The organism is Pseudomonas sp. BR20, from assembly GCF_050780135.1.
Classification (GTDB): Bacteria; Pseudomonadota; Gammaproteobacteria; order Pseudomonadales; family Pseudomonadaceae; genus Aquipseudomonas.
In genome coordinates this window covers 206,042-222,270 of record NZ_CP172012.1, presented here as the reverse complement: position 1 = coordinate 222,270, position 16,229 = coordinate 206,042, and the positions used below count along the sequence as shown (strand labels likewise).

Here is a 16,229-nt window from a genome sequence, read left to right as displayed (position 1 = left end):
TCCCATGACCGAGCCATTGCGCATTGTTTTTGCCGGCACGCCTGAATTTGCCGCCGAACACCTCAAGGCCCTGCTTGCCAGCCCTTATGACATCGTCGCGGTGTACACCCAGCCGGACCGCCCGGCCGGTCGCGGGCAAAAACTAATGCCGAGCCCGGTCAAGCAGTTGGCGCTGGAACACAACATCCCCGTGCTGCAACCGCCGACCCTGCGCAACGCCGAGGCCCAGGCTGAACTGGCGGCGCTGCAACCGGACCTGCTGGTGGTGGTGGCCTACGGTTTGATCCTGCCCCAGGTCGTGCTGGATATTCCCCGCCTGGGCTGCATCAACAGCCACGCCTCACTGCTGCCACGCTGGCGCGGTGCAGCGCCGATCCAACGTGCCGTGGAGGCAGGCGACAGCGAAAGCGGCGTGACCGTGATGCGCATGGAGGCGGGTTTGGACACCGGCCCGATGCTGCTCAAAGTCACCACCCCGATCACGGGCGCAGACACGGGTGGCAGCCTGCACGACCGCCTCGCCGAGATGGGCCCGCCCGCCGTGATTCAGGCCATTGCCGGTCTCGCTGCCGGAACCCTGCACGGTGAGGTGCAGGACGACAGCCTGGCCACCTACGCCCACAAGCTGAACAAGGACGAAGCCCGCATCGACTGGAGCCGCCCGGCGGTGGAGCTGGAACGCCTGGTGCGTGCCTTCAACCCGTGGCCGATCTGCCACAGCACCCTCAATGGCGAAGCCTTGAAAGTGTTGGCCGCGACCTTGGCCGACGGCAAAGGCGCACCCGGTGAAATCATCGGCGCCAGCAAGGACGGCCTGCTGGTCGCTTGCGGCGAACAGGCGCTGTGCCTGACCCGTCTGCAATTGCCCGGTGGCAAAGCGCTTAATTTCAGCGATTTGTACAACAGTCGACGTGAGAAATTTTCCCTGGGCACGCTCCTCGGAGTGGCAGCCCAATGAACCCACGTCTGGCCGCCGCCAAGGCCCTGGCCGCCGTACTCAACGGCAAGGCTTCGCTGAACAGTTCGCTGCCCACCCAATTGGATAAGGTTGAAGACCGCGATCGCGGTTTCACCCAAGACCTGGCCTTCGGCACCGCCCGCTGGCAACCACGGTTGTCGGCACTGGCAGCCAAGCTGCTGCAAAAGCCGTTCAAGGCGGCCGATGCTGATGTCGAGGCGCTGCTGCTGGTCGGTCTCTATCAGTTGCTCTACACCCGCGTGCCGGCCCACGCCGCCATCGGTGAAACCGTCGGTTGCGCCGACAAGCTGAAAAAGCCCTGGGCCAAGGCCCTGCTCAACGCGGTACTGCGCCGCGCCCAGCGCGAAAGCGAAGCACTGCTGGCCGAGTTGGAACATGACCCGGTGGTGCGCACCGCTCACCCGCGCTGGCTGCAAAAATCCCTGAAGGCCTTCTGGCCCGAGCAATGGGAAGCCATTTGCGCGGCCAACAATGCGCACCCGCCGATGATCCTGCGGGTCAATCGTCGCCATCACAGCCGTGATGCGTATCTGCAATTGCTGACGAACGCAGGTATCAACGCCACGCCATGCGTGTACAGCACCGACGGCATCGTGCTGGAAGCGGCCACCGACGTGCGCAGCCTGCCGGGCTTCGCCGAAGGCTGGATCAGTGTGCAGGACGAAGCCGCACAACTGGCCGCCGACCTGCTCGACCTGGCTCCCGGTCAGCGTGTACTGGACGCCTGCTGTGCTCCGGGCGGTAAGACGTGTCACATCCTCGAAGTTGAAAAGGACCTGGCCGGTGTAGTGGCTGTCGATCTGGAAGCCAAGCGCCTGGTACGCGTACGGGAGAACCTCGCACGCCTGGGCCTCAGCGCCGAGCTGATCGCCGCCGACGGCCGCGACACCGCCAGCTGGTGGGACGGCAAACCGTTCCAACGCATCCTGCTCGACGCGCCGTGTTCCGCCACCGGTGTGATCCGCCGTCACCCGGACATCAAGCTCACCCGCCAACCCGACGACATCGCCGCCCTGGCGGTGCTGCAAGGTGAACTGCTCGACGCACTGTGGCCGACCCTCGAAGTCGGCGGCATCCTGCTTTATGCCACCTGCTCCACCTTGCCGACCGAAAACACCGAGGTCATCCAAGCCTTCCTCGCCCGCACCAGCGGCGCGCGGGAACTGGACCTCGCCACGGCAGCCGGTATCAAGCAGCCCCATGGCCGCCAGTTACTCGCACAGGAAGGCGGGCATGATGGTTTCTACTACGCCAAACTGATCAAGATCGCCGCCGCGCGCGGCTGAACGGGTTTAAGGGAGTGACCGGATGAAAATCATCATCCTTGGAGCAGGGCAGGTTGGCGGCACACTGGCCGAACATTTGGCCAGTGAAGCCAATGACATCACCGTTGTGGACACCGATGCCGAGCGCCTGCGCAACTTGGGCGACCGCCTGGACATCCGCACTGTGCAAGGGCGTGCATCGTTTCCCACCGTGCTGCGTCAGGCGGGCGCCGACGATGCCGACATGCTGGTCGCCGTTACCAACAGCGATGAGACCAATATGGTCGCGTGCCAGGTCGCCCACACCCTGTTCCACACCCCGACCAAGATCGCCCGTGTCCGCGAAGCCGCGTACCTGACCCGCGCCGGCCTGTTCGATAACGACGCTATCCCCGTGGACGTGCTGATCAGCCCGGAACAGGTAGTCACCCACTACATCAAGCGCCTGATCGAAATTCCGGGCGCCTTGCAGGTGATCGACTTCGCTGGCGGCAAGGCGCAGTTGGTGGCCGTGAAGGCCTATTACGGCGGGCCGCTGGTGGGTCAGCAGTTGCGTCAACTGCGTGAACACATGCCGAATGTGGAAACCCGCGTAGCCGCGATTTTTCGGCGTGACCGGCCGATCCTGCCCCAGGGCGATACGGTGATCGAGGCCGATGACGAAGTATTCTTCATCGCTGCCAAAGCGAATATTCGTGCCGTCATGAGTGAAATGCGTCGGCTCGATGAGAGCTACAAACGCATCGTCATCGCCGGCGGCGGGCAGATTGGCGAGCGCCTGGCCGAAGCGATCGAGAGTCGCTACCAGGTGAAGATCATCGAGATGAGCCCTGCACGCTGCCGGCATTTGTCCGACACCCTGGACAGCACCGTCGTACTGCAAGGCAGTGCCTCGGACCGCGACCTGCTGATGGAAGAAAACATCGCCGACGCCGACATCTTCCTGGCCCTGACCAACGATGACGAGGCCAACATCATGTCGTCGCTGCTGGCCAAGCGGCTGGGGGCGAAGAAGGTGATGACCATCATCAACAACCCGGCCTATGTCGACCTGATCCAGGGCGGCGATATCGACATCGCCATCAGCCCGCAGCTGGCCACCATCGGTACCTTGCTCGCCCACGTGCGCCGGGGCGATATCGTCAGCGTGCACTCCCTGCGCCGGGGGGCGGCGGAGGCCATCGAGGCGATTGCCCACGGTGATTCGAAATCGAGCAAAGTGATCGGCAAGGCCATCCGGGATATAGGCCTGCCGCCGGGCACCACCATTGGCGCAATTATTCGTGATGAGGAAGTGATCATCGCCCACGACGACACGGTGATCGCCACGGGTGACCACGTGATCCTGTTCCTGGTGGATAAAAAACATATCCGCGATGTGGAGAAGTTGTTCCACGTGGGATTGAGCTTTTTCTGATCAACCGGAGTGACCGACATGCTCGAATCCCTGGAAAAAATGCTCGCCAAGGGGGTGGATAACTCGCTGCTGCGCTTTGGGCTGGGCAAGGGTTATCTGGACTTGAAGGACAATGCCAAGGCGGCAGAGCATCTAGGCAAGTGCGTCGAGTTCGATCCGAAGTATTCGGCGGCGTGGAAGTTGTTGGGCAAGGCGCAGTTGGGTCAGGGTGATAGCGCCGCAGCGCGACAGGCGTGGGAGAAGGGCATCGAAGCCGCCCAGGCCCATGGCGACAAGCAGGCCGAGAAAGAGATGACAGTGTTCCTGAAGAAACTCGGCCGCCAAAGCTAAGCAGATCGAAAATGTGGGAGGGGGCTTGCTCCCGATAGCGGTGGTTCAGTCAAATATGCATTGGCTGACACACTGCTATCGGGGGCAAGCCCCCTCCCACATTTGGTTTTGTATTGGCTCCGGGTCAATACCACCGATCTTCACCCGGCGGGCGTTTCTTGAAGCGCTTCATGCTCCACATGTACTGGCTCGGGTAAGCGCCGACGTAGCGCTCTACCACCTTGCTCATCGCCGCGCAGGAGGTGGCGGTGTCGGTGCTGTACATGTCTTCCGGCGCCGCTTCCAGGATCACTTTGTAGCCCGAACCGTCCGGCAGCCGCAGTGCGTGCAGGAACACCCCCACGGCCTTGTGGCCGGCGAGCATGTTCGGCACGAACTTGCTCGTGAGCGCCTGGGTGGCGAAGAACGGCACGAAGATCCCTGCGGATTCGGCCGGCTCGGGGTCCGCCGGAATCCCCACCTGGCCGCCTTTGCGCACTTCCTTGATCACACTGAGGATGCCTTCCTTGGTGGACGCCGCCACGCGGTTACCCAGTTGTACGCGCTGCTTGCGCAGCAACTCATCCACCGCCTTGAGCTTGGGCGGGCGGTAAAAAATGATCGGTTTGCATTGGCTGCAATAGAAGTGGTTCAACACCTCCCAATTGCCCAGGTGGCTGGTGATGCCGACTACACCTTTGCCCGAGGCCAGGGCTTCGTGCAGCACCTCAAGGCCTTCGACTTCGCGCACCAGGTCGATGGAACGCTGGGCCGGCCAGATCCAGGCACAGGCGCTTTCGGTCAGGGACTTGCCGATGTCCTTCAGGCTCTGGCCGACCAGGCGCTCGCGCGCGGTGGGGTCCATGTCGGGGAAGCATTTTGAGAGGTTGATCCGCACCGTTTCACGGGAGCGGTTGGGGGTTTTCCACATGACCCAGCCGATGGCCGAACCCACGGCTTGCACCGCGCGCCATGGCAGCAGGGCAAACAACCGAAGAGCGCCTACCAGCAAGGCGCCTTTAAACTTTTCCACAGGTCACTCCTGATCGTGTGTGGTGCGCAAAGCCGCCATTCTAACCGGCGTTGGCCAAGTCAGCGTAACGGTCGCAGTCCTGAGTGTGGTCCATGACCATGCCCGAGGCCTGCATGAACGCGTAACAAATGGTCGGGCCGACAAAGGTGAAGCCGGCTTTCTTGAGTGCTTTGCTCATGGCTTCAGCCTCCGGCGTAATCGCCGGGACTTCGCTGCGGTCCTTGAAGTGATTGACCTTGGGCACGCCGCCGACAAACGACCAGAGCAACCCCACCGGATCTTCAAGCGCCAGCCAGGCTGCGGCGTTGCGCCGGGTGGCGTTGAGCTTGAGGCGGTTACGCACAATGCCTGGGTCGAGCATCAGTGCTTCGATCTCGGCATCGGTCAGCTGTGCCAAACGCCGGGCATCAAAACCAAACAAGACCTTTCGATAATGCTCGCGTTTGCGTAAAACGGTGATCCAGGACAGGCCCGCCTGGAACCCTTCGAGCAAAAGCAACTCGAACAAACCCTGCGCATCGCGCAGCGGCGTTCCCCACTCCTGATCGTGATAAGCCATGTACAGCGGATCTTCAGAACACCAAAAGCAGCGTGGCATAAGGCTCCAGGGGATGGTGGCGCGGCCGAATCGGGTATACTCCCGCTCTTTAAATCGCAGCCCAAGTAACAGGTGAATTTCGTGAGCCAGCCTACGCCAGCCGTGCGTACCTTCCAAGACTTGATCCTCGCCCTCCAGCAATACTGGGCCGAGCAAGGTTGTGTGGTACTTCAGCCCTACGATATGGAAGTAGGCGCCGGCACTTTCCACACCGCTACATTCCTGCGGGCCATCGGCCCGGAAACCTGGAACGCCGCTTACGTGCAGCCCAGTCGTCGACCGACTGACGGCCGCTACGGCGAAAACCCGAACCGTCTGCAGCACTACTATCAATTCCAGGTAGTCCTGAAGCCGAACCCGGACAACTTCCAGGAACTGTACCTGGGCTCGCTCAAGCACGTGGGTCTCGACCCACTGGTGCACGACATCCGTTTCGTCGAAGACAACTGGGAATCCCCAACCCTGGGCGCCTGGGGCCTGGGCTGGGAAGTCTGGCTCAATGGCATGGAAGTGACGCAATTCACTTACTTCCAGCAGGCCGGCGGCATCGAGTGCTACCCGGTGACCGGCGAGATCACCTACGGTCTTGAACGCCTGGCCATGTACCTGCAGGGCGTGGATTCGGTCTACGACCTGGTGTGGGCTGACGGCCCGTTCGGCAAAGTGACCTATGGCGATGTGTTCCACCAGAACGAAGTGGAGCAGTCCACCTACAACTTCGAACACGCCAACGTCGACAAACTGTTCGAACTGTTCGACTTCTATGAAAGCGAAGCCAAGCGCCTGATCGAACTCGACCAGCCGCTGCCGTTGCCAAGCTATGAAATGGTGTTGAAGGCGTCCCATACCTTCAACCTGCTGGACGCCCGCCGTGCCATCTCGGTAACCGCGCGTCAGCAATACATCCTGCGTGTACGCACCCTGGCACGTTCCGTCGCCCAAGCCTACCTGCTGGCTCGCGCCAAGCTGGGCTTCCCGATGGCCACCCCGGACCTGCGTGATGAAGTGTTGGCTAAGCTGGAGGCTGCACAATGAGTGCTCAAGATTTCCTGGTTGAACTGGGCACCGAAGAGCTGCCACCCAAGGCACTCAATACCCTGGCCGATGCGTTCCTGGCCGGTATCGAAAAAGGCCTGCAGAGCGCTGGCCTGAAGTTTGAAGCGAAAAAAGTCTACGCCGCGCCGCGCCGCCTGGCCGTGTTGCTGACCGCGCTGGAAACCCAGCAGCCGGACCGCAGCATCAACCTCGACGGCCCACCACGCCAGGCGGCTTTCGACGCCGAAGGCAACCCGACCCAAGCCGCACTGGGCTTCGCCAAGAAGTGTGGCGTCGAGCTGAGCGAGATCGACCAGAGCGGCCCGAAACTGCGTTTCAGCCAGGTCATCAAAGGCAAGCCGACCGCCAGCCTGTTGCCGACCCTCGTCGAAGACTCCCTGAACGACCTGCCGATCCCCAAGCGCATGCGCTGGGGCGCGCGCAAGGAAGAGTTCGTGCGCCCGACCCAGTGGCTGGTGATGCTGCTCGGTGACCAGGTCATCGACTGCACCATCCTCGCCCAGAAGGCTGGCCGTGACTCCCGCGGCCATCGCTTCCACCATCCAGAAGCGGTGCGCATCACTTCGCCGGCTAACTATGCCGCCGATCTGCGGGCTGCTTACGTGCTGGCCGATGCCAACGAGCGTCGCGAGCTGATCAGCAAGCGTACCGAAGAACTGGCCCGCCTGCAGGAAGGCACCGCCATCGTGCCGCCAAGCCTGCTCGACGAAGTGACCGCGCTGGTTGAATGGCCGGTGCCGCTGGTGTGCTCGTTCGAAGAACGTTTCCTCGACGTGCCGCAGGAAGCACTGATCACCACCATGCAGGACAACCAGAAGTATTTCTGCCTGCTGGACGTGGACGGTAAGTTGCTGCCGCGCTTTATCACCGTGGCCAACATCGACAGCAAGGACCCGCAGCAGATCATCGCCGGTAACGAGAAAGTCGTTCGCCCGCGCCTGACTGACGCCGAGTTCTTCTTCAAGCAAGACAAGAAGCAGAAGCTGGAAGACTTCAACCTGCGCCTGCAGAACGTGGTGTTCCAGGAAAAACTCGGCAGCGTCTACGACAAGGCTGTGCGCGTTTCCAAGCTGGCGGCCTACATTGCCCCACGCATTGGCGGTGATGCCGCCTGGGCTGCGCGTGCAGGCTTGCTGTCCAAGTGCGACCTGGCCACCGAGATGGTTGGCGAGTTCCCGGAGATGCAAGGCGTTGCCGGTTACTACTACGCCCTCAACGATGGCGAGCCAGACGATGTTGCCCTGGCGCTGAACGAGCAGTACATGCCCCGCGGTGCCGGCGCTGAGCTGCCGGCCACCCTGACCGGTGCGGCCGTGGCCATCGCCGACAAGCTGGATACCCTGGTCGGTATCTTCGGTATCGGCATGCTGCCCACCGGTAGCAAAGACCCTTATGCCCTGCGTCGTGCGGCCCTGGGCGTGCTGCGTATCCTGATCGACAAGAAGCTGGACCTCGACCTGACCCAGGCCGTGGTGTTCGCGGTCGGCCAGTTCGGTGGCAAGGTCAAGCAAGCCGGCCTGGCCGAGCAAGTGTTGGAGTTCGTGTTCGACCGCCTGCGTGCGCGTTATGAAGACGAAGGCGTGGACGTTTCCGTCTACCTGTCGGTACGTGCCCTGCAACCGGGTTCGGCGCTGGACTTCGATCAGCGCGTACAAGCCGTACAGGCCTTCCGCAAGCTGCCGGAAGCCGATGCCCTGGCCGCCGTGAACAAGCGAGTGTCGAACCTGCTGAGCAAGGCCGAAGGCCTGGGCAACGCCGATGTCGACCCTGGCCTGTTTGCCGACGCCAAGGAGTTCTCGCTGAACTCGGCCATTGCCAAGGCAGAGAATGCGGTGAAGCCGCTGATCGCCGAACGCAATTACGCCGAAGCCTTGGCACGTCTGGCTACCTTGCGTGAGCCGGTGGATGCGTTCTTCGAAGCGGTGATGATCAATGCCGAAGATGCCGGCGTGCGGAAAAACCGCTACGCCATGCTGGCGCGTCTGCGTGGCTTGTTCGTCAACATCGCTGACATTTCGACGCTGAGCTGATCATGTTGAAACTGCTGATTCTCGATCGGGACGGGGTGATCAACTACGACTCCGACGCTTACATCAAGTCGGTGGCGGAATGGATTCCACTGCCCGGTTCGATCGAGGCCATCGCGCAGTTGAGCAAATCCGGCTGGACGGTGGCCATCGCCACCAACCAGTCCGGTATCGCCCGTGGCTATTACGACATCGCCACCCTGGACGCCATGCATGCGCGCTTGCGCACGCTGGTGGCGGAGCAGGGCGGTGAGGTGGGGCTGGTGGTTTACTGCCCTCACGGGCCGGATGAGGGCTGCGATTGCCGCAAACCCAAACCCGGCATGTTGAAAACCATTGCAGAACATTACAAGGTGCCTTTGGCTGGGATATGGTTCGTCGGGGACAGCCTCGGTGACCTGGAGGCGGCCAAAGCCGTCGACTCTCAGCCAGTTTTGGTAAAGACCGGGAAAGGCGAAAAGACCCAGGCGAAAAACCTGCCGGTAGGCACCTTGATTTTTGACGATCTGGCGGCGGTTGCCGCAGAACTTATCAACAACTAGCCGCCCTCGACTTCCTGGCCAAGGACTGTTCGGGAGTGCGCTTTTAACAGGCGGGCCATGTCCCGCAACGGTAAATGCCGCCATGTCGATTTTGCAGGCCATCAGAACCTTTTTCTTTTACCTGCTGTTGGGCACCAGTTCGTTTCTCTGGTGCACCCTGAGCTTTTTTATTGCGCCGTTCCTGCCGTTCAAGGCGCGCTATCGCTTTATCAACGTCTATTGGTGCCGCTGCGCGTTGTGGCTGACCAAGGTGTTCCTGAACATTCGTTTCGAGATCAAGGGCGCTGAAAACGTACCGGACCAGCCGTGCGTGATTCTGTCGAATCACCAGAGCACTTGGGAGACCTTCTTCCTCTCGGCTTACTTCTCGCCCTTGAGCCAGGTGCTCAAGCGTGAGCTGCTGTACGTGCCGTTCTTCGGCTGGGCCATGGCCATGTTGCGCCCGATCGCTATCGACCGTGACAACCCCAAGGCGGCGCTCAAGCATGTCGCCAAGAAGGGCGATGAGCTGCTCAAGGACGGCGTGTGGGTGCTGATCTTTCCGGAAGGTACACGAGTCCCCTTTGGGACCATAGGCAAGTTCTCCCGTGGAGGTACGGCATTGGCGGTCAACGCCAACCTGCCGGTGCTGCCGATTGCGCATAACGCCGGCAGGTTCTGGCCGAAGACGGGTTGGGCAAAACGCGCAGGCACTATCACTGTGGTGATAGGCGAGCCAATGTACGCAGAAGGGGAAGGCCCACGTGCCATTGCCGCGCTGAATGACCGTGCCCAGGCATGGAATGAAGCGCAGCAGCGGGCCATGGGCTCTCTGCCGCCGGAGCCGATTGTAGTGGAGACGCCGGTGGTATGAGCATCTGTGGATAACCTGTGCACGGTTTGTTGGCGAATTGGCTTTTTTTCACCCTAATAAGTTGATTTACTTAGATATTTCTAAAACAGATAAAATCTAAAAAAACGTGCATAAGTTTTTTCCGCATTAAAAAACCGGTCCTTGAGACCGGTTTTTTATGCACAGCAGAAAACTACGTTTAGCAGTCGTCCAGCAAGGGCAGCTGCAGGCTGAAAGTGGTGCCTTTGCCCACGGTGCTTTCACACCCGATACGGCCCCCATGACGCTCAACGACCGCCTTGACCATGCTCAGTCCCAACCCCAACCCTTCGCTGCCTTGGGCCGAGTCAAAGCGCTTGTACTGGCTGAACAGCTCAGGCAAATCCTCGGCGGCTATCCCGGGGCCCTGGTCGCTGATGCGGCATTCCAACCAGCCTTGCGCGCTGCTGTGTCGCAGCCGAACGGTGGTACCGGACCGGGAGTATTTGATCGCGTTCTCCAGCACATTGAACAATGCGCGGGTGAGCAATGATTGATCGGCTGACACCATCCCTTCGTCGGCCTCGTCCAGATCGTGGACCAAGTGAATACCTTTGAGGTGGGCGATCACTGCCACTTGATCAAAGGCATCCATTACCAACATGGCGAACAGCGTTGGCTCGAACTGGTAGCCATCGGCCTCAGCCCTAGCCAGTTGCACAAATGATTCGGTCAGGCCCAAGGCGCGGCGTACCTGCTGCTCGATCTGGGCAAAAATCGGCGACTCACTGTTGTGCACATCCAACAGTGCGAGGATCGCCGAGTGGGGTGCGCGCAAGTCGTGGGAGAGGAAGCGCAGCATGGTTTCCCGATGCTGCTGGGCTTCGCGTTCCTTGCTCAGGTCGGTGAGGCTCAGCAGCCAGCCCAGCGCCACATCCCCTTCCGCCGGCAGCAGGGGGGCAAGCTCCATGCGCAGGCTGCGTTGGTGGATATCACGAAACTCAACGAGTTCCAGCGTTGAGAGGGTGGGGCGTACGCCATTGTGCAGCGGCGGATAACCGAGGTCAGCCAGCTGCTCCAGAAGGTTATGGTTGATCAAGTCATTGCCGAATACTTCCCGCGCAATACGGTTGGCCAAAAGGATATTAGCCTGGGTGTCGGTGATCAGTGTCGCCACCGGCAAGCATTCCAACCCATCGGCCATAAAACGTCGGGTGTCCCGCGTACGACTTACGGCTTGCTCCAGGGCAAAGATACGGCCCTGCAATACGTCACCTTTGTTGGCGGGTGCGCGACGGCGTTCGGGCAAGACTTTGGGTTCGTTATCCAGGCGCGCCAATTCCCAGCCGAAGTAGGCCAGGATCACACTCAAACGACGCCAGTTCCAGATCAGGTAGCTGAGCAGCAAACCGATCAAGCAGGCCGCAGGCGACCACCAGTAGCCCAGGCGCAACAAGGCCGCTGAACCCACCAAGGCCATGAACATGCACCCCAGGGTCATCCACAGCGCATAGCGCGGGCGGTAGAGCAGCAGGCCCAGCAGCATCGCCACCAGGGACGTTGCGATCAGTGCGGCCAGCCATCCGGGCAAGTCCACAATACTTCGATCTTGCAGCAAGCCATTGAGCACATTGGCCTGGATCTCCACACCCGCGGTGGTGCCGGCCATAGGAGAGAGCGGTGTGACAAAACGATCGCCCATGCCCGACGCTGTCGCCCCCACCAGAATCAGACGGCCCCGCAACCGCTCGGGAGGGACCTCACCGCGTAATACGCTGACATAAGACACGCTCGGGAAATGGGTGTCGGCAGCAATAAACGGGATACGGACGGCATGCTCCCGGTGCCAATCCTGGGTGATCGACGTCAGGGCCTGCCCGGGCATCTCGGCCGATTGCCCGCTCATCGCGAAGGCCAGCCACGCTAACTGAAGCGCTGTGGCGCCGGCTGGCCCCTCACGCATATACAGCCTGCGCACCACGCCATCGCTATCCGCCTCCACATTGATATGCCCGACACCCTTGGCACATTTGAGCAGTGACAGCATTTGTGTCCCGGGCTGGCTGTAGCTGGTGGAATCGTCACGGGCCAAGGGCAACAATACGTTGCCGGCGTTGCACACCGAGTCGGCCAAGCGCTTGTCATTAACCGGGTTACCGGGCTCGCTGAAGATCACATCAAACAAGATACCGGCCGGCTGCGCTGCGCTAAGACGATCGATCAGGTCGGCGTGCAAACTACGCGGCCAAGGCCACTGGCCGAGTTTCTTCAGGCTAGGGTCATCGATGGTCACCAGCAGGATGCGCGGGTCCACCGGCAGTGGCGCCAGGCGGCGAAGGCTGTCGTATAGCGGGTTGTTCAAGGCCAGGCCTGGACTCATCGAGAGGTAGGCAGTGATTGGCAACAGCAGCAAACCAATCCATAACCACTCCCGTACCAGACCGTGGAACAGGCGCTGGGCATGGGTGGGTTGGCGCTTTTCGGCCTTTCCCCAGAGCATCATGGATCAACGCGCCGGTGTTGTTGGCATGCGGTAGATGATGGCATAGGCCCCCGATTCCTCCTCAGGCGTTGCACGTCGTAAGCCGACATACGTACGTGATAGAACGACGCTTTGAGCCCAGTGAAGCTCATTTTCGGCGCGGTGGAAAAAACTTCCTGCTTGATGTTCATAACGCGGGGATTCCAAAGGGCATCCACTATCAGGGCACAGGAGTTTACGACAGCGCATGCGTCGGCTGATCCTTTTCCTTAACGCCTGGAGTCGGTATCTTTCCCACATAGGTATGGAAGACTTTCAATGGCGTATTCGCTTATTGATCCCAGCCTACCGAGAGATCCAAGGGGTCGACGAACCTGAGCACAATTCTTCAGATTCAATGACCGGCATCTGCGCAGTACGTGCCCCTCAATATACGACTGCCGTACTCTTCAAAAAGAAAGGACCCTCCCATGCGTGTCGCAATACTGGATGACGAACCCGCAGAATTGCGACGGGTGGAACAGACACTGCGACAAATCCCCAGCACCGCCGAACAACCCTGGACCCTGCATTGCTTCGAGCGCGGCGAAGGCCTGCTGCGTCAATTGCGCCGGGAGACCTTCGACCTGTTGATACTCGACTGGCAACTGCCCGACATCACCGGTATTGCTTTGCTGCGCTGGACCCGTGAGCACATGGAGTCACCACCCGCTGTTATCATGCTCACCAGCCGTGATGCCGAAAGCGATATCGTTACCGCATTGAACAGTGGCGCCGACGATTACGTCAGCAAACCCTTTCGCCCTAACGAACTGAAGGCGCGAGTTACAGCCGTTCTGCGTCGGCATGGCCTGCAGAAATCGGCGACCCCCGAAGTGCAGAGTTTCAATGACCTGACCTTCGACGACGCAGAGTTGACCGTCACGCGCGCAGGCAAACCGATCAACCTCACCGAGCGCGAATACCGTCTGGCGAGCTGCTTGTTCGCCAACCTGGCTCGGCCCCTGTCGCGCGAGTACCTTTATGAGCGGTTCTGGACCCATGAAGAAATGGTGTCCTCTCGGCCGCTGGATACGCATATCTATCGGCTACGCAACAAGCTCGGGCTTACCGCTGATAGGGGTTGGCAGTTGTTGACGATCTATGGGTATGGGTACCGGTTGGAGAGCGTGGCTGCGGCTTCTTCTGGATAAAAACCATGATGTTCCACGTGGAGCATTTTGCAGACCATTCGCAATAAAAAAGGCCAACGCTATGCGTTGGCCTTTTTTATTTTGGGGGTCGCGCCTGGATCAGAAGTCCAGGTTAGACACCGCCAAGGCATTGCTCTCGATGAAGTCACGACGAGGTTCGACCGCATCACCCATCAGGGTGTTGAAGATCTGGTCTGCGCCAATGGCGTCTTCGATGGTCACACGCAGCATACGGCGCTGGGCTGGGTCCATGGTGGTTTCCCACAGTTGGTCCGGGTTCATTTCGCCCAGACCTTTGTATCGCTGGATAGTGTGGCGCTTGGTGCTTTCCGCCATCAACCAGTCCAGAGCTTCCTTGAACTCCTTGACCGCTTTCTTACGCTCGCCACGCTGAATATAAGCACCGTCGTCCAGCAGGGTGCTCAGTTGCGCGCCGAGGGTCACAACGGTCTTGTAGTCGTTGCTGCCGAAGAAGTCGCGGTTGAAGGTGACGTAGTTCGACAGGCCGTGGGAGATCAATTCGACCTCTGGCAGCCAGACATTACGCTCACGGTCTTCACGCAGACTGGCTTTGTACACCAGGCCGGATTTTTCGACAGTGCGCAGGCGTACTTCGTACTGGGCCAGCCATTCTTGCATGTGTGCGTGGTCGCCCAACTGCTCCAGGCTTACGGACGGCAGGTAGATGAAGTGCTCGGTCAGTTCCTGTGGGTACAGGCGCGACAGGCGCTTGAGCGTCTTCATCACCATACGGAAGTCGTTAACCAGGCGCTCCAGCGCCTCGCCGGAGATGCCCGGGGCTTCGTCGTTCAAGTGCAGGCTGGCATCTTCCAGGGCCGACTGCGTCATGTACTCTTCCATGGCGTCGTCGTCTTTGATGTATTGCTCTTGCTTGCCTTTCTTCACTTTGTACAACGGCGGCTGGGCGATGTAGATGTAGCCACGCTCGATCAGCTCCGGCAACTGACGGAAGAAGAAGGTCAGCAGCAGGGTACGGATGTGCGAACCGTCGACGTCAGCATCGGTCATGATGATGATGTTGTGATAGCGCAGCTTGTCGATGTTGTACTCGTCACGGCCAATACCGCAGCCCAGTGCCGTGATCAAGGTGCCGACTTCCTGGGAGGAAATCATCTTGTCGAAGCGAGCCTTCTCAACGTTGAGGATCTTACCCTTCAACGGCAGGATGGCCTGGGTGCGACGATTACGACCCTGCTTGGCGGAACCGCCAGCAGAGTCACCTTCCACCAAGTACAGTTCGGAGAGGGCAGGGTCCTTCTCCTGGCAGTCAGCCAGTTTGCCTGGCAAGCCGGCAATATCCAGCGCGCCTTTACGACGAGTCATCTCACGAGCTTTACGCGCCGCTTCACGGGCACGCGCGGCGTCGATCATCTTGCCGACAACCAGTTTGGCTTCGTTCGGGTTTTCCAGCAGGAAGTCGGAGAAGTACTTGCCCATCTCCTGTTCAACCGCAGTTTTCACTTCGGAAGACACCAGCTTATCTTTGGTCTGGGAGCTGAATTTAGGGTCCGGCACTTTCACCGAAATAATCGCGGTCAGACCTTCACGCGCATCGTCACCAGTGGTGGCAACTTTATGCTTCTTCGCCAGGCCTTCGGCTTCGATGTAGGTGTTCAGGTTACGCGTCAGCGCGGAACGGAAACCCACCAAGTGAGTACCACCGTCACGCTGTGGAATGTTGTTGGTGAAGCACAACAGGTTCTCGTTGAAGCTGTCGTTCCATTGCAGGGCGATTTCCACGCCAATGCCGTCTTCACGCTGGACGTTGAAGTGGAACACCTGGTTGACCGCAGTCTTGTTGGTGTTCAGGTATTCAACGAACGCACGCAAGCCGCCTTCGTACTTGAACAGTTCTTCCTTGCCGCTGCGTTCGTCCTTGAGGATGATACCCACACCGGAGTTAAGAAAGGACAGTTCACGAATACGCTTGGCCAGGATGTCCCAGCTGAAGTGGATGTTCTTGAAGGTATCAGCCGATGGCTTGAAATGGATCTGGGTACCGGTGGTTTCACTGTCGCCAACGATTTTCATCGGCTCCTGTGGCACACCGTGGACATAGGTCTGCTCCCAGATCTTGCCACTGCGGCGAACGGTCAGGATCAGCTCTTCGGACAGAGCATTCACCACCGACACACCCACACCGTGCAAACCACCGGAGACTTTATAGGAGTTATCGTCGAACTTACCGCCGGCGTGGAGCACGGTCATGATGACCTCTGCCGCCGAAACGCCTTCTTCTTTGTGCACATCTACCGGGATGCCACGACCGTTGTCGCGCACAGTAATGGATTCGTCCGGATGGATGATGATGCTGATGTCGTCGCAGTGACCGGCCAGAGCTTCGTCGATGGAGTTGTCGACCACCTCGAACACCATGTGGTGCAGACCGCTACCGTCATCAGTGTCGCCAATGTACATACCGGGACGTTTGCGTACGGCATCCAAACCTTTCAGCACTTTAATGCTGGTCGAGTCGTACGTGTTTTCTTCGCTCAT

General features: G+C 59.9%; 13 protein-coding genes and 1 pseudogene. 9 read left to right on the top strand and 5 right to left on the bottom strand.

Features of this window, described 5'->3' with window-relative positions:
- Nucleotides 1-4 precede the first annotated feature (4 nt).
- From fmt to ACHPFG_RS00960, 4 genes are read left to right on the top strand one after another with little or no spacing between them, the layout of a single operon-like run.
- A complete protein-coding gene (fmt, locus tag ACHPFG_RS00975; RefSeq protein ID WP_431701358.1) occupies nt 5-958 on the top strand; it encodes a methionyl-tRNA formyltransferase in 954 nt (317 codons plus the stop codon).
- Nucleotides 955-2,265, top strand: coding sequence for a 16S rRNA (cytosine(967)-C(5))-methyltransferase RsmB (gene rsmB / locus ACHPFG_RS00970; protein WP_431701357.1), 1,311 nt, complete (start codon nt 955-957; stop codon nt 2,263-2,265). The genes fmt and rsmB overlap by 4 nt, the downstream gene beginning before the upstream one ends.
- Nucleotides 2,266-2,287: 22 nt before the next feature.
- Nucleotides 2,288-3,661 carry a Trk system potassium transporter TrkA gene (gene trkA, locus ACHPFG_RS00965; protein ID WP_027608153.1) on the top strand — a complete coding sequence of 458 codons (1,374 nt, stop codon included), beginning with the start codon at nt 2,288-2,290 and terminating at the stop codon, nt 3,659-3,661.
- An 18-nt stretch (nt 3,662-3,679) separates the two neighbouring features.
- Nucleotides 3,680-3,991, top strand: a complete 312-nt coding sequence (locus ACHPFG_RS00960) for a tetratricopeptide repeat protein (RefSeq protein ID WP_431701356.1) — start codon at nt 3,680-3,682, stop codon at nt 3,989-3,991.
- 124 nt (nt 3,992-4,115) lie between these two features.
- On the opposite strand, the gene ACHPFG_RS00955 is transcribed toward ACHPFG_RS00960, so the two are convergent.
- Together ACHPFG_RS00955 and ACHPFG_RS00950 are read right to left on the bottom strand one after the other, a co-directional pair.
- The gene (locus ACHPFG_RS00955) at nt 4,116-5,003 is read right to left on the bottom strand and encodes a lysophospholipid acyltransferase (protein ID WP_431701355.1); all 888 of its coding nucleotides are present in this window, start codon (nt 5,001-5,003) and stop codon (nt 4,116-4,118) included.
- Between the two features lie 40 nt (nt 5,004-5,043).
- Nucleotides 5,044-5,601 (bottom strand): DNA-3-methyladenine glycosylase I, encoded by a 558-nt coding sequence (locus ACHPFG_RS00950; RefSeq protein WP_145338372.1) that lies wholly within the window; start codon nt 5,599-5,601, stop codon nt 5,044-5,046.
- An 81-nt stretch (nt 5,602-5,682) separates the two neighbouring features.
- Between ACHPFG_RS00950 and glyQ the strand changes: the two genes are divergently transcribed.
- From glyQ to ACHPFG_RS00930, 4 genes are all read left to right on the top strand, one after another.
- The gene (gene glyQ / locus ACHPFG_RS00945; protein WP_003187265.1) at nt 5,683-6,636 is read left to right on the top strand and encodes a glycine--tRNA ligase subunit alpha; all 954 of its coding nucleotides are present in this window, start codon (nt 5,683-5,685) and stop codon (nt 6,634-6,636) included.
- Nucleotides 6,633-8,687 (top strand): glycine--tRNA ligase subunit beta, encoded by a 2,055-nt coding sequence (glyS, locus tag ACHPFG_RS00940; RefSeq protein ID WP_431701354.1) that lies wholly within the window; start codon nt 6,633-6,635, stop codon nt 8,685-8,687. Before glyQ ends, glyS begins: the two co-directional genes overlap by 4 nt.
- Nucleotides 8,687-9,226: a D-glycero-beta-D-manno-heptose 1,7-bisphosphate 7-phosphatase gene (gmhB, locus tag ACHPFG_RS00935; protein WP_431703540.1), complete on the top strand. Its 540-nt coding sequence runs from the start codon at nt 8,687-8,689 to the stop codon at nt 9,224-9,226. The genes glyS and gmhB overlap by 1 nt, the downstream gene beginning before the upstream one ends.
- 82 nt (nt 9,227-9,308) lie before the next feature.
- Nucleotides 9,309-10,079 (top strand): lysophospholipid acyltransferase family protein, encoded by a 771-nt coding sequence (locus tag ACHPFG_RS00930; protein ID WP_431701353.1) that lies wholly within the window; start codon nt 9,309-9,311, stop codon nt 10,077-10,079.
- 178 nt (nt 10,080-10,257) lie between these two features.
- On the opposite strand, the gene ACHPFG_RS00925 is transcribed toward ACHPFG_RS00930, so the two are convergent.
- Together ACHPFG_RS00925 and ACHPFG_RS00920 are read right to left on the bottom strand one after the other, a co-directional pair.
- On the bottom strand, nt 10,258-12,540 hold the full coding sequence (locus ACHPFG_RS00925) for a CHASE2 domain-containing protein (protein WP_167655881.1): 2,283 nt from the start codon (nt 12,538-12,540) through the stop codon (nt 10,258-10,260).
- A gap of 3 nt (nt 12,541-12,543) precedes the next feature.
- Nucleotides 12,544-12,704 (bottom strand): annotated as a pseudogene (locus ACHPFG_RS00920) (hypothetical protein); the annotation flags it as partial.
- A 285-nt stretch (nt 12,705-12,989) separates the two neighbouring features.
- Between ACHPFG_RS00920 and ACHPFG_RS00915 the strand changes: the two are divergent.
- The gene (locus ACHPFG_RS00915) at nt 12,990-13,712 is read left to right on the top strand and encodes a response regulator transcription factor (RefSeq protein ID WP_431701352.1); all 723 of its coding nucleotides are present in this window, start codon (nt 12,990-12,992) and stop codon (nt 13,710-13,712) included.
- A 99-nt stretch (nt 13,713-13,811) separates the two neighbouring features.
- On the opposite strand, the gene gyrB is transcribed toward ACHPFG_RS00915, so the two are convergent.
- A complete protein-coding gene (gene gyrB, locus ACHPFG_RS00910; protein WP_431701351.1) occupies nt 13,812-16,229 on the bottom strand; it encodes a DNA topoisomerase (ATP-hydrolyzing) subunit B in 2,418 nt (805 codons plus the stop codon).

What these genes read in the sequence shown, in the direction of transcription:
- fmt (WP_431701358.1), top strand. Translation starts at nt 5, where the DNA reads ATGACCGAGCCATTGCGCATTGTTTTTGCCGGCACGCCTGAATTTGCC.
- rsmB (WP_431701357.1), top strand. Translation starts at nt 955, where the DNA reads ATGAACCCACGTCTGGCCGCCGCCAAGGCCCTGGCCGCCGTACTCAAC.
- trkA (WP_027608153.1), top strand. Translation starts at nt 2,288, where the DNA reads ATGAAAATCATCATCCTTGGAGCAGGGCAGGTTGGCGGCACACTGGCC.
- ACHPFG_RS00960 (WP_431701356.1), top strand. Translation starts at nt 3,680, where the DNA reads ATGCTCGAATCCCTGGAAAAAATGCTCGCCAAGGGGGTGGATAACTCG.
- ACHPFG_RS00950 (WP_145338372.1), bottom strand. Translation starts at nt 5,601, where the DNA reads ATGCCACGCTGCTTTTGGTGTTCTGAAGATCCGCTGTACATGGCTTAT.
- glyS (WP_431701354.1), top strand. Translation starts at nt 6,633, where the DNA reads ATGAGTGCTCAAGATTTCCTGGTTGAACTGGGCACCGAAGAGCTGCCA.
- ACHPFG_RS00930 (WP_431701353.1), top strand. Translation starts at nt 9,309, where the DNA reads ATGTCGATTTTGCAGGCCATCAGAACCTTTTTCTTTTACCTGCTGTTG.
- ACHPFG_RS00925 (WP_167655881.1), bottom strand. Translation starts at nt 12,540, where the DNA reads ATGATGCTCTGGGGAAAGGCCGAAAAGCGCCAACCCACCCATGCCCAG.
- ACHPFG_RS00915 (WP_431701352.1), top strand. Translation starts at nt 12,990, where the DNA reads ATGCGTGTCGCAATACTGGATGACGAACCCGCAGAATTGCGACGGGTG.
- gyrB (WP_431701351.1), bottom strand. Translation starts at nt 16,229, where the DNA reads ATGAGCGAAGAAAACACGTACGACTCGACCAGCATTAAAGTGCTGAAA.